Here is a 12,917-nt window from a genome sequence, read left to right on the forward strand (position 1 = left end):
GATCGGCGATACTCGGGTTCAGGCAACGGCCCGTGAGGAGCCCATGAGCGAACCGGAAAAGCGCATCGCCCTGTTGATCGACGCCGACAATGCGCCCGCATCGAAGATCGACGAGGTCCTGGCCGAAGTCGCCCGCTACGGCGTGGCGAACGTGCGCCGCGCCTATGGCAACTGGAAGAGCCCGCGGTTGAAGGGCTGGGAGGCGGTTCTGCACGAATATGCGATCCGCCCGATCCAGCAGTTCGCCTACAGCAAGGGCAAGAATGCCTCGGACATGGCGATGGTGATCGACGCCATGGACCTGCTGTACGCGCGCAACCTCGATGGCTTCGCCATCGTGTCCAGCGATGCCGATTTCACCCCGATGGTGATGCGCCTGCTGACCGATGGTGTGAAGGTGTATGGCTTCGGCGAGAAGAAAACCCCGGAGCCGTTCGTCAACGCGTGCTCGAAGTTCACCTACCTGGAAGCGCTGGGCCAGACCCATGCCAGCGTGCCGGATACCGAACAGGCTTCCAGCGAACAGGCATCGAACGAGCCTGTGGCCAACGACGATGCCCGGCCACGCAAGAGCGGTGCGGAAATGCGCAGCGATACCCGGCTGGTGAAGATGCTGCGCCGCGCGGTGTCCTCGGCCGAGGGCGAGGATGGCTGGTCGCATCTTGGGCCCGTGGGTAGCCAGATCGGCAACCAGGCGTCGTTCGATCCGCGCAACTACGGTTACGGCAAGCTCAGTGACCTGCTGGCCGCGATCGGTCTGTTCGAGCTGAAGAAGGACGGCAAGTCATCCTACGTGCGCGCGCTGCCGAAAAAGAACCGGTAGTGCCGGCCGCTGACCGGCAATGCCCGGATGCCAGATCCGGCATGCGGCACGTACACACCCCACCCGATCAGGCGTATCGTTGCCGCTCGCATTGCCAGCAAGGAAAAAACCCGCATGTTGAAGATCTGGGGCCGCCGCAATTCCAGTAACGTCCGCAAGGTGCTGTGGTGCGCCGAGGAAATTGGCCTGCCGTATGAATCCATCGAGGTTGGTGGCAGCCATGGCGGCACGCAGACGCCGGAGTACCTGGCGATGAACCCCAACAGCCTGGTGCCGGTGATCGAAGACCACGGCCTGCCGCTGTGGGAGTCGAATGCCATCGTGCGTTACCTGAGCGCACGCTACGCGCTGGGCACGCTGTACGCCGAAGACCCGATGGAACGTGCCCAGGCCGAGAAGTGGATGGACTGGAGTACCTCGCGGATGGCGCCGCTGTACACCGACCTGATCTGGGGCATCATGCGCACCGCCCCGGCCGACCGTGACGAAGCGCGGATCAATGCCGCCATCGTGCGCGCCGGCGACTACCTGGCGATGGCCGATGCCACGCTGGCCAGGCAGCCGTGGCTGTCGGGCGAGACATTCGCGATGGGTGACATTCCGCTGGGCTCGCTGGTCTATGCCTGGTTCGAACTGCCGATCCAGCGCCCGGAACTGCCGCACCTGGCCGACTGGTACGCGCGCCTGCGCGAGCGGCCGGCCTACCAGCGCGGCGTGATGTCGCCGCTGACGTAAGCGGCAGGGCCGTTGGTAGAGTCGAGCTTGCTCGACTGCTTCTGCATGAGGCAGTCGAGCAAGCTCGACTCTACGCAGCACCGACCGGATCAATACAGGTCCGTCGGATCCACATCCAGCGACCAGCGCACCTTGCGTGCTTCCGGCAGCGCGTACAGCTGCGGTACCAACTGCGAAAGCACCCCATGCAACGGCGGCCGCTGCAACGCCGACAGGAGCAGCTGGGTGCGCTGGTAGCCGGCACGCCGCGGCATCGGCGCCGGCATCGGCCCATAGGCCTCGACTACATTCTGTTCCCCCAGCAGTTGCCGCGCCGCCAGCAGGAACGCATTGGCATGCTCCACCTGCTGTGCCTCGGCGCGCATCAGCGCCAGATGCGCGAAGGGCGGGAATCCTGCGGCCTGGCGCTGGTTCAACTCGGCCTGCGCGAACGGATGGTAGCCACCGCTCACCAGGGTTTCCAGCAGCGGGTGCCCGGGATGATGGGTCTGCAGCCAGACCTCACCAGGATCACGTGCACGTCCCGCGCGTCCTGCGACCTGGATCAGCTGCTGCGCCAGTTTTTCGCTGGCGCGGAAGTCGGCCGAGAACAGGCCCTCATCGATGCCAACCACCACCACCAGGGTCAGCTTGGGCAGGTCGTGGCCTTTGGCCAGGATCTGCGTGCCGACCAGGATGCCGGGCTGGTCGCCCAGTTTCGCCAGCTGCTGTTCCAGCGCGTCACGTCGCGACGTGGTGCCGCGATCGATGCGCACCACCGGGAAATCTGCGAAGGCACTGACCAGATGTTCTTCCAGTCGTTCGGTGCCGATACCCTGCGGCTGCAGCGCAAGGCTGCCACAGGCCGGGCAGGCCAACGGTGCCGGTTGCCGCGCGCCGCAGTGATGGCACTGCAGGCGACGGCCGCCGCCATGCACGGTCATCGGTGCATCGCAGCGGTTGCACGGTGCGGTCCAGCCACAGTCGTGGCACAGCAGCACTGGCGCGTAACCGCGGCGGTTCTTGAACACCAGCACCTGCTGGCCACGCTGCAGGTGTTCGCCGATACCGGCCAGCACGTCAGCCGAAAGGCCATCGTGCAGCGGCCGCTTGCGCACATCGAGGATGCGCACGCGTGGCGGCCGTGCATCACCGGCACGCTGCTTCAGGCGCAGGTGGGTGTAGCGTCCGGCATAGGCGTTGTGCAGCGTCTCCAGTGAAGGCGTAGCGCTGCCCAGCAGCACCGGGATGCCGAGTGCCTTGGCGCGCACCAGAGCGAAATCGCGCGCGTGATAGCGGATGCCATCCTGCTGCTTGTAGCTGCCGTCGTGTTCCTCGTCGACGATCAGCAGGCCGGCTTGCGGCAATGGCGTGAACACCGCCGAGCGGGTGCCGACGATGACCCGTGCCTCGCCACGTGAGGCCGCCGCCCAGACGCGCGCGCGCTCGTTGTCGTTCAACCCCGAGTGCAGTGCATGCACCGCGATGCCGAGGCGGCCGCGGAAGCGTGCCAGGGTCTGCGGGGTCAGGCCGATTTCCGGCACCAGCACCAGCGCCTGCTTGCCTTGGGCCAGGCAGTGGATGATGGCCTGCAGGTAGACCTCGGTCTTGCCGCTGCCGGTCACGCCATCCAGCAGGAAGGGCTGGAAGCCTTCGGCGGCGTTGATCGCGGCCACGGCCTCGGCCTGGTCCGGGTTGAGCGTTGGACCGGGCAGTGGCTGCGCATGTTGGGGCGCCACGCTCAGCGCCACGCGCTCGGCCAGATCACGCTTGGCCAGGCTGCGCGCGGCGGTGCGCCAGTCCTGCATGCGTTCGCCCAGCACGTCCTCATCCACCACGGCCTCGGCCAGCAGTTCTGCCAACTGCCGGGGGCGGCTGCCGGCGCGCAGCTTCCCGCGCTGCAGGCGTCCTTCGGCGGTCAGCTGCCAGCCCCAGTGGTGGGTGTCGGGCAGGGTCTCGCCATGGCGCAGCGGGCCGGGCAGGGCGGTGCTCAGCACCTCGCCGAGAGGGGCATGGGTGTAGCGCGCCAGCCACTGCAGGCTCTGCCACAGCTCACCCTGCAGCAGCGGCTGCGGATCGCACCAGGCCAGCGCCTGGCGCAGGCCCTGACCGTCGTCGGCCTGGCCGTGGCCGACCACCACGCCGACCAGTTCGCGGTTGCCGAACGGCACCTTCACACGGCAGCCGACCGCCGCCGTGGGGGCCTCGCCCTCCGGCGACACGTAGTCGAACAGGCGGGGCAGGGGGACGGGGAGGGCGACCTGCAGGGTCGGAATCGGTGAAAGCATCGGGCCAGTGTAACGGCCCATGCGCGCGCGAATGGCAGGAGCGCGCGTGGCCGGGCAATGCCCGTTGAAGCATAAATGTCACCTAAATATCGGAGTCCATTGGAGATTCAGTCTTATCCACATGTTCTGTGGATAACGTTGTGTGTTAACCGCCAGCGGAAACGCAGAAGGCCGATAGCGACGGCCTCATGCTCGGGTTGGTCAAAAAATAGCCACATGGTAAAAGTCTTCAAAATCAACAATTTAAGTGTGAAACAAAGCTGAAACAGAGTGAATTCAGCTGGATGCCCCAGTTTTCCGCAGTCGGGTCTTGGTGCTGTGCACAACCTGCAGCACGAAGTGCCTGCTGACGCAAGTCCTACGGGCGCCGATGGCCTGCCGCTATCATGCGGGCAGACCTTTGGAGTGACCGATGACGGCTGTGCCCGCCCCTGTTTCCTCGACCGCGGCCGGCGCGCTGTCGGCGTTCCTGCGAGGCGTTGAACGCCGCGCCCTGGTGGTGGCTGAACTGCAGTGCGGCGATGCTGCCCGCGCCGAGCAGACCCTGGTGGCGGTGATGCGCGCGTTTGCGGCGGTCGCCAGTGACCTGCCGATGGCGCAGTGGCCGACCCGCTTCTGGACCCTGCTGGGCCAGCGCCAGGTATTGCGCGAGCCGGTGGGCGGTCAGTGGGCGCCGCCGTTGGCTGCGCTGGGCGAGATGGGATCGCTGCCGCGCCTGGCGCTGCTGCTGCGGGTGGGCGGCAGCCTGGATGAAGGCATCGCGATGCGCGTGCTCGACCAGGATGAGGCCGGCTACCAGCAACTGCTGGCCGACGCCTGCCCGCGCGATGTGCACGGCCAGCCCGATGCCTCGGCTTGGCGCCAGCTGGCCGAACAGGTGCAGGCGCGTATCCGCGACGTGCCGGCCAAGCGCCTGCAGCAGCTGCAGCAACCCGCCGCGCCGGCTGCCAACAATGAAACCCCGACCGCCAGCTGGCGTGCACCACAGCGCGATGAGCGTGCGCCCGCCAGCGGCAAGCGCCGTCGTGCGAATGCCAAGCCGCGCTGGCGCGGCCCACTGATCCTGCTGGTCACGGTGGCGGTACTGCTGGCCGCCGCGCTGGGCTGGCGCTACTGGCAGGGGCATTCGTTCGGCAGCGATGCCCCGTTGCCGGAAGGCGTGGTGGGTGAAGCGGGGCCGGTCACGGTGGAAGCACTGCCGCCAAGCAAGGTCAACGCCACGCCGGACGCGACCCCTGCGCAGGCCGCGGACGACGCCACGATGCTGGCCGACCGCGATTATCCGCTGGTGGCCGATGCCGATCTGTATGCGTGGACGGCGGCCGGTGGCCCACTGCCGGTGGACGAATCGCAATCCAAGCCGAGCCGGCCCGAGCCGGCCAGCGCCACGCTGGAAACCGCTGCTGCCGATGAATAAGACCCTGTTCGCCAGCCTGCTGCTGGCCCTGCCGTTGTCGCTTTCCGCCGCGCCGCAGACCTTGAACGTACCGCTGCCGCCGCCAGTGCCGGGGAGTTCGCCGGCGGCCCCGGTCCCGGCCCCCACAAGCACGACGCCGGCTGCGTTTACCCAGCTCGATGCCCCGCAGCAGCGCCAGCGTCGCGCCGACTACGCGGCCTGGCGCGCCCTGCCCGAGAGCGAACGCGAGCGGATCCGTCAGGCCGCTGCGCGATTCAACGCGCTGCCGGCCGAGCAGCAGCAACGGCTGCGTCAGCAGTTCCAGGCGCAGGACCAGGCATTCCGCGAAGGCTGGCGGCTGGGCCCGCAGCTGGGCCTGGAATTCCCCAAGCTGCACGGCCTGTTCGGGTTTGTGCCGCCGGAACAGCGCGAGGCCGCACTGGCCGTGCTGCGCCAGCTCAGCCCGGCGCAGCTGGCCCAGCTCACCCTGGTCGCGCAACGCACACCACCGCAGGAACGCGACACCGTGCGCAGCGCGTTCCTCGCCGTGCCGCCCGCCGAGCGCGACACCTGGCTCAAGCGCCAAGCGGGGCAGTAAACCGGAAGGCGTAGCGTCGACTGTTGGTCGACTGCTCTTCATACAGATCCGTGAAAAACCCGCGCTGCGCGCGGAAGTCGACTGACAGGCGACTCTACAGGGCGGGCGTTTTCCCCCGGTAACGCGATCGCAACACGTGATGCCGGGGCCCGCTGAAACCCAGCATTCACGCCATGTCATGGGAATGCGCACGCCGCACGCGTAAGATGGCGGCCCGCAACCCGGTGCCTGTGCCCTTCGCGCGCAACCGCAGTTCGCGTCAAGCACCTTATGTCTACTGCAACCTCCACGCCGCGCTTCAGCAAGGAAGTCGGCGCCACCGGTCTGCTCGCCCTGCCGCTTGTGCTCGGGCATGTGTCCACCGGTCTGATCTCCTTTGTCGACAACGTCATTGCCGGCCACCATGCCACCGCGACCCTGGCCGCGGTGACCATCGGCACGGCGCTGTTGTGGCTGCCGATGCTGATCCCGATCGGCACCCTGATCTCGCTCACCGCTTCGGTGTCGCAGCTGCATGGCGCCGGCCGCGAGCGCGAGATCGGCCCGCTGTTCCGCCAGGCACTGTGGCTGGCGTTGGGCCTTGGCCTGATCATGTTCACCTTCCTCACCGTGGTGCCGCCGCTGCTGCCGGCCTTCGGCATCGCACCGGACATCGTGCCGGGGGCGACCGCGTTCCTGCATGCGGTGCGTTGGGGCGGCCCGGCGCTGACCCTGTACTTCTGCATGCGCTATCTGAGCGAGGGCATGCACTGGACGCTGCCGACCATGCTGCTCGGCTTCGGCGGCCTGCTGGTGCTGGCGCCGATGGGCTACGTGCTGGCCAACGGCAAGCTGGGCTTCCCGGAAATGGGCGCCGAGGGCCTGGGCATCGCCTCGGCGGTGATGATGTGGCTGCAGGCGATCGCCTTCGCCACCTACCTGTGGTTCACCAAGCGCTTCGCCCACCTGCAGCTGTTCTCGCACTTCGAAGGACCGCGCTGGTCGGCGATCTGGGATCTGCTGCGCACCGGCCTGCCGATCGGCATTACCGTGCTGATGGAGGGCGGCCTGTTCATCGTCACCGCGCTGCTGATCGGGCGCCTCGGTGCCAACGAAGCGGCCGCGCACCAGATCGCGATCAACGTCGCCCAGCTGTGCTTCATGATTCCGATGGGCGTGGCCGAGGCCACCACCGTGCGCGTCGGCCATGCGGTCGGCCGTGGCGATGGCTTCGGTGTACGCCGCGCGGCCTGGGCCGGCTACGCGATCATCATGGGCACGCAGACGCTGTCGGCGGCGGTGCTGCTGTTCGGCCACGACGCCATCGTCGGTGTCTACACCAATGACCTGGCGGTGGCCGGCCTGGCCTCGACCCTGCTGCTGTACGCGGCCACCTTCCAGTTCCCGGACGGCATCCAGGTGCTGTCGGCCGGTGCGCTGCGTGGCCTGAAGGACACCCGCGTGCCGATGTTCATCGCCATGTTCGCGTACTGGGGCCTGGGCATGCCGCTCGGCGCCGGGCTCGGCCTGGGGTTGGGCATGGGCCCGCAGGGCATGTGGATCGGCCTGATCGTCGGCCTGACCGCCGCCGCCATCCTGATGGGCTGGCGCCTGCGCCGCAGCAGCCTGCGCGTCGGCCAGTCGATGTTGTCCTGATCCGTCCCGCCCGCCATGCCGACCCATGGCGGGCGATCCCCTGACTTGTGTCCGATGCTGCATCACGCGGCACCGGCTATGCTGGCACCACGGCAAGAAGCCATCCGGAGCGTTCCATGAATCAACCCGTGCCCCCGCTGCCCCCGGCGCGTCGCAACCCCGTCGCCAGTTTCTTCATCGGGCTGTGGGACGTCATGAACTTCACCCGCAGGTTGATCCTCAACCTGGTGTTCTTCGGCCTGCTGTTCCTGCTGCTGGTGATGTTCGTCATCGCTGCCGGCATGGGCGCCGGTGCCAGCAAGTCGCTGCAGGACCGCACCACCCTGGTGATCGCACCGGAAGGCCGCCTGGTCGAGCAGTTCAGTGCCGATCCGGTCAGCCGCGCGCTGGCCAAGGCGGTAGGTGACAACGGCGCCGAAGAGATACAGCTGCGTGACCTGCTGCGGGTGATCGAGTCGGCCAAGGAAGACAAGAAGATCGAGCGCGTGGTGCTGGAGCTGGACAAGCTGCAGCCGTCCGGTTTCGCCTCGCTGCGTGAAGTGGCCGCCGCGCTGCAGGATCTGCGCGCCTCCGGCAAGCAGCTGGTGGCCTACAGCGAGAGCATGGGCCAGTCGCAGTACCTGCTGGCCGCGCAGGCCGACGAGGTCTACCTGGACCCGATGGGTTCGGTCGTGCTCGAAGGCCTGGGCCGCTACCGCCAGTACTTCCGCACCGGCCTGCAGGACAAGCTGGGCGTGGACGTGCACCTGTTCAAGGTGGGCGAGTACAAGTCCGCGGCCGAGCCGTACGTGCTCGACGCCGCGTCGCCGGCCTCCAAGGAAGCCGACCTGTTCTGGATGAACGACGTGTGGCAGCGCTACCTGGGCGACATCGCCAAGGCCCGTCGCCTGGACCCGGCACAGCTGGCCGCCGGCATCGACACGCTGCCGGAAGGCATCGCCGCCGCCGGTGGCGACCTGGCCAAGTTCGCCTTGCAGCAGAAGCTGGTGACCTCACTGAAGACGCGCGAGGAGTTCGAGGATCTGATGATCGAGCGCGGCGTGGCTGATGACGATGCCGACGGTGGTTTCCGCAACGTCGACTTCGGCACCTACCTGGGCCAGCTCGATGCGCGCCGCAACCCGGTCGACAACCGTCCGCAGGTAGCGGTGGTGGTGGCCGCCGGCGAAATCAGCGGCGGCGATCTCCCGGCCGGCCGCATCGGTGGCGAATCGACCTCGGCGCTGCTGCGTGCTGCGCGTGACGACGAGAACGTGAAGTCGGTGGTGCTGCGCGTCAATTCGCCGGGTGGTGAAGTGTTCGCCTCCGAGCAGATCCGTCGCGAAGTGGTGGCCCTGCAGGCCGCCGGCAAGCCGGTGGTGGTGTCGATGGGCGACCTGGCGGCCTCCGGTGGCTACTGGATCAGCATGAATGCCGATCGCATCTATGCCGATCCGTCTACCATCACCGGTTCGATCGGCATCTTCGGTATGGTGCCGAACTTCAGCCGCGCGCTGGACAAGATCGGCGTGCATACCGATGGTGTCGGCACCACCCGTTTCGCGGGTGCCTTCGATGTCACCCGTCCGATGGATCCGGCGGTGGGCCAGGTCATCCAGACGGTGATCAACAAGGGATACGCCGACTTCACCGGTCGCGTCGCCGACGCCCGCAAGAAGCCGGTCGAGGCTGTCGACGAAGTGGCCCGTGGCCGCGTGTGGAGCGGTGCACAGGCCAAGGAACGTGGCCTGGTCGATGCCTTCGGTGGCCTGAAGGATGCCGTGGCCGACGCCGCCAGTCGCGCCAAGCTCGGCAAGGCCGATGCCTACCGCGTGCGCTACATCGAGAAGGCAGCCACGCCGTTCGCGCAGTTCGTCAGCGGGTTCGCTGGCAGCCGCGCCGGTGCCTGGATGCTGTCCGATTCGGGCATGGCGCGGATGATGCTGGCACGCACGATGCCGGAAGTGGACACTCAGTTGCGCTTCGTCGAGAACGCGGCCCGCGAAAAGGGCAATGGCGCACCGGTGAAGGCGTTGGCGTACTGCTTCTGCGGGTTCTGATCGGCAACGGCAACGAATGAAAACGCCCGGCCTTGGCCGGGCGTTTTCATTCATGGGGCCGGATCCCTCTGCAGCGAAAAGGGCTCTGACCCCACAGGTCACTGCGTCGCTTCGGCCTCGGCCTTGCGCTCACGCGCGGCGGCATCGTCCACGGTTTTCTGCACGCCCTTGGCGCGGTCCAGCGGCTCATGCATCGCGCGCGCCATCGCCTGAGGTGCCGGTGGCTTCTCCGGGTTCGGCGTCGGCGGCCGCTGGCAGCCCGCCAGCAGCAGGCTGGCCAGCACGGATGTGGACAGGATCAGGATGCGCATGGCGGCTCTCCGCGGTGGGCGTACGGGCAGTGTCGCATCTCCGGCAGGGCGCCGCCGTGAGCGCGTATCCTTGCGGCATCGAAATGCAGTGGGCACGGCCCCGGAGGACACATGACCCAGCAACGGTGGCGCCTGGACGGCCAGACAGCCCTGATCACCGGCGCCAGCGCCGGCATCGGCCTGGCCATCGCGCATGAACTGGCGGGGCTCGGTGCCGACCTGATGATCGTCGGCCGCGATATCGACATGCTGGAGACCGCGCGCGACGAACTGCTGGATGTGTATCCGCAGATGCAGGTGAATGCGCTGGCCGCCGATGTTTCCGACGACGAGGACCGCCGCCAGATCCTGGACTGGGTGGAGGACCACAGCGATGGCCTGCACATCCTGGTCAACAATGCCGGCGGCAACGTCACCAAGGCGGCCACGGAGTACTCCGAGGACGAATGGCGGAAGATCTTCGAGACCAACCTGTTCTCGGCGTTCGAGCTGTCGCGCTACGCGCATCCGCTGCTGGCCCGCCACGCGTCGTCGTCCATCGTCAACGTCGGCAGCGTGTCCGGCCTGACCCACGTGCGCAGCGGTGTGGTCTACGGCATGACCAAGGCGGCAATGCATCAGATGACCCGCAACCTGGCAGTGGAGTGGGCCGAGGATGGCATCCGGGTCAATGCGGTGGCGCCGTGGTACATCCGCACGCGGCGCACGTCCGGCCCGTTGTCGGACCCGGATTACTACGAGGACGTGATCAACCGCACGCCGATGCGCCGCATTGGCGAGCCGGAGGAAGTGGCCGCCGCCGTGGGCTTCCTGTGCCTGCCGGCGGCCAGCTATGTCACCGGCGAGTGCATCGCGGTGGATGGGGGTTTCCTGCGCTACGGGTTCTGATCGCTCTGCTGTAGTGCCGAGCCCATGCTCGGCTGCATTCCGCCAACGGCAGCCGAGCATGGCTCGGCTCTACAACAGATCCACCCCATGGGCAGATGCGGCTATGCCGCCGCTGTCACCCCGGCACCGGGCAGCTGCTGGCTTCCAGCACGCCCTGCAGCCGCTCGCGTTCACCGCGCGCGGTACCGCGGTTCTCCGGCGCGGCAAAGCGCTCACGGCCGCGGGCATCGCGGAAGCGCTGCTGCCAACCACCGCAACGCTGCGCTTCGGGAAGCGCTTCGCAGTGGTCACGCACCACTTCACAGCTGGCAGCATTCACTGGCGTCACTCCACCCAGGCCCTGTACCGTCATCAGCTCGCAGCGGCCGGGCGCGGCCTCGTACTCGTACAGGTAGCCGCCACCCTGGCTGTCGGTGCACTGGAAGATCGGAGGAAGCGGCGGCTTCGGTGGACCGTCACCTGCGGTGGTGCGGGCCTCGGCATCGCGGCGCAGCATCGCGCTGTCGAGGATCTGGTCGTCTCCCTCGTGTTCGACCATGCCTGCCTCCATGATCGTGCGTCCTTCGTCCGCGCGTCGTAGTTTCGCTGGGGCACCCGGGGTAACGGCCGGTCCGGCCGGCACCGGCGCGGGTGTTTCGACGGGGGCGGGTGCAGGCTCGGCGGTCACCGGTGCAGCGGCCGCCGGCTGCGTGTTGGCCGGGTCGGGTATGCGCAGCACCTGCTGCTTGCTGCCGGTGGGGCACGGCGTGCGCTGCAGGGTGGGGACGTCACTGCTGCTGGAGGTACAGCGGTAGATCACGCCCTCTTCGGCCAACGTGCTTGCGGGCAGCAGCACCAGGAGCAGCCAGATCACTCGGTTCATGCGCACAGCGTACAGGCTGCGACGGCGTGCTGCGCTCAGCGTTCGCAATCGCGCGACAGGCGCGCATCGATGCCGCGCTGTTCGTTGCTGATGGCGGTGCGTTCGCTCTGCAGTGCGCTGTTGTAGCGCCGGTCCAGATCCCAGCGACGGTCGCGCAGGCGCGCGCAGACTTCCTGCGGCGGCAACGCATGGCAGCTGTCGCGGACCAGCACGCTGCCGGCCGGAACCTGCACGCCCATGCTGATCGAAGGGGGGCGATAACCTGCGCCTTCGCCGATCGGCGTGCCGATGGCCGGGCGTGGTCCAGGGTAGGCCGGGCCACGATGACCGTGTGGCAGCCAGACGCTGGTCCACAACGGTACCCAACGCGGATTGCCTTCGTTGTTGTCGCTGGTATAGCGCTGGCCGTCTTCGCTCACGCACTCGTACATCGGCTGCGGCGGCTGGATGTAGACGTGGCGGACTTCGCGCTCGCGGATGACCGGGGTTTCGCTGGGCGGCGGAGGCGTGGCATCACTGCGCATCACCCGTGGAGCGGGATCGCGCGGGCGCTGCAGGTCGCGCACCTGCTGGCGGCCGCTGTTGCAGGGCGTGTCCTGCAGGGCAACGGCCCCGTTGCTGGCAACGCAGCGGTACACCCGCACGTCGTCGGCGGCGGGCACCGTCCACGGCAGCAGCAGGCACAGGCTGAGGGTGGCGCGCAGCAGGGTCATGGCGGCAGGGTGCGTGATTGTCCGCAGCAGCGCAATCGCCGGCTCAGGAACGCAGCACGTTGCCGCTGAGCGCGTCGCGGATCGGGGTGGGTTGGGCCAGGCCACCGGTCTGCCCATCGAGGATGCCGTCGAGTAGGCGCAGCAGGCGCGGGTCCAGCTCTTCGCGGCTGCGTGCCGGTGGTTCTCCGGCCAGGTTGGCGCTGGTGGAGACCAGCGGGCCGCCCCAGGCGCGGCAGAGTTCGGCCACCAGCGGGTGCGCGCTGATGCGCATCGCGATACCACTGTGTTCACCGGTGACCCAGGGCTGCGCGCGCGGGCCGGCGGGAAGGATCCAGGTGTTGGCGCCGGGCCAGCTGGCCAGCACGGCGCGTTGGCGGGCGTCGGGCAGCGCCTGCAGGCGCACCCAGCCTTCCAGCTGCGCCAGTTCGGCCGCGACCAGGATCATGCCTTTCTCGATCGGGCGCTGCTTCAGCCGCAGCACCATGTGCACTGCCGCTTCGTGCGAGGGATCACAGCCCAGGCCCCAGACCGCTTCGGTGGGGTAGGCGATCACGCCGCCCGCGCGGAGCGTGGCGACAGCAGAGTCCAGGTTGAGTTCTTTCATGGCGGCGACCGGCCCGGCGTGGGCCTCCATTATCTCCCTGCTGCGT

At 68.0% G+C, this 12,917-nt stretch carries 12 protein-coding genes; 7 read left to right on the plus strand and 5 right to left on the minus strand.

Going from position 1 to position 12,917, the window contains the following annotated elements; translation table 11 throughout:
- The first annotated feature begins 43 nt into the window (after window positions 1-43).
- Both HLA98_RS10820 and HLA98_RS10825 read left to right on the plus strand, forming a co-directional pair.
- Window positions 44-823, plus strand: coding sequence for an NYN domain-containing protein (locus HLA98_RS10820; RefSeq protein ID WP_010481148.1), 780 nt, complete (start codon window positions 44-46; stop codon window positions 821-823).
- 114 nt (window positions 824-937) lie between these two features.
- The gene (locus tag HLA98_RS10825; protein WP_057500831.1) at window positions 938-1,558 is read left to right on the plus strand and encodes a glutathione S-transferase family protein; all 621 of its coding nucleotides are present in this window, start codon (window positions 938-940) and stop codon (window positions 1,556-1,558) included.
- Between the two features lie 89 nt (window positions 1,559-1,647).
- On the opposite strand, the gene HLA98_RS10830 is transcribed toward HLA98_RS10825, so the two are convergent.
- A complete protein-coding gene (locus HLA98_RS10830) occupies window positions 1,648-3,825 on the minus strand; it encodes a primosomal protein N' (protein WP_129550663.1) in 2,178 nt (725 codons plus the stop codon).
- A gap of 412 nt (window positions 3,826-4,237) precedes the next feature.
- On the opposite strand from HLA98_RS10830, the gene HLA98_RS10835 reads away from it, so the two are divergent.
- The 4 genes from HLA98_RS10835 to sppA all read left to right on the plus strand — a co-directional run bounded on the left by HLA98_RS10835 (window position 4,238) and on the right by sppA (window position 9,493).
- Entirely contained in the window at window positions 4,238-5,242 is a 1,005-nt protein-coding gene (locus HLA98_RS10835) for a hypothetical protein (RefSeq protein ID WP_129550631.1), read from the plus strand.
- Entirely contained in the window at window positions 5,235-5,819 is a 585-nt protein-coding gene (locus tag HLA98_RS10840; protein WP_049449016.1) for a DUF3106 domain-containing protein, read from the plus strand. Before HLA98_RS10835 ends, HLA98_RS10840 begins: the two co-directional genes overlap by 8 nt.
- A gap of 270 nt (window positions 5,820-6,089) precedes the next feature.
- On the plus strand, window positions 6,090-7,454 hold the full coding sequence (locus HLA98_RS10845) for an MATE family efflux transporter (protein WP_049449018.1): 1,365 nt from the start codon (window positions 6,090-6,092) through the stop codon (window positions 7,452-7,454).
- 116 nt (window positions 7,455-7,570) lie between these two features.
- Window positions 7,571-9,493 (plus strand): signal peptide peptidase SppA, encoded by a 1,923-nt coding sequence (gene sppA, locus HLA98_RS10850; RefSeq protein WP_049449020.1) that lies wholly within the window; start codon window positions 7,571-7,573, stop codon window positions 9,491-9,493.
- 98 nt (window positions 9,494-9,591) lie between these two features.
- On the opposite strand, the gene HLA98_RS10855 is transcribed toward sppA, so the two are convergent.
- On the minus strand, window positions 9,592-9,804 hold the full coding sequence (locus HLA98_RS10855; RefSeq protein ID WP_049449022.1) for a hypothetical protein: 213 nt from the start codon (window positions 9,802-9,804) through the stop codon (window positions 9,592-9,594).
- Window positions 9,805-9,915: 111 nt separating this feature from the next.
- Between HLA98_RS10855 and HLA98_RS10860 the strand changes: the two genes are divergently transcribed.
- Window positions 9,916-10,692 carry an SDR family oxidoreductase gene (locus tag HLA98_RS10860; RefSeq protein ID WP_057502029.1) on the plus strand — a complete coding sequence of 259 codons (777 nt, stop codon included), beginning with the start codon at window positions 9,916-9,918 and terminating at the stop codon, window positions 10,690-10,692.
- Between the two features lie 115 nt (window positions 10,693-10,807).
- On the opposite strand, the gene HLA98_RS10865 is transcribed toward HLA98_RS10860, so the two are convergent.
- From HLA98_RS10865 to tsaC, 3 genes are read right to left on the minus strand one after another with little or no spacing between them, the layout of a single operon-like run.
- Window positions 10,808-11,554 (minus strand): hypothetical protein, encoded by a 747-nt coding sequence (locus HLA98_RS10865; protein WP_057502028.1) that lies wholly within the window; start codon window positions 11,552-11,554, stop codon window positions 10,808-10,810.
- Window positions 11,555-11,589: 35 nt separating this feature from the next.
- Complete coding sequence (locus HLA98_RS10870) at window positions 11,590-12,267, minus strand: DUF4124 domain-containing protein (protein WP_057502027.1); 678 nt, start codon at window positions 12,265-12,267, stop codon at window positions 11,590-11,592.
- A gap of 43 nt (window positions 12,268-12,310) precedes the next feature.
- The gene (gene tsaC, locus HLA98_RS10875) at window positions 12,311-12,901 is read right to left on the minus strand and encodes an L-threonylcarbamoyladenylate synthase type 1 TsaC (protein ID WP_080392961.1); all 591 of its coding nucleotides are present in this window, start codon (window positions 12,899-12,901) and stop codon (window positions 12,311-12,313) included.
- Between the last annotated feature and the right edge of the window lie 16 nt (window positions 12,902-12,917).

The sequence above is a fragment of the Stenotrophomonas africana genome (genome assembly GCF_013004645.1).
Lineage (GTDB): Bacteria > Pseudomonadota > Gammaproteobacteria > Xanthomonadales > Xanthomonadaceae > Stenotrophomonas > Stenotrophomonas africana.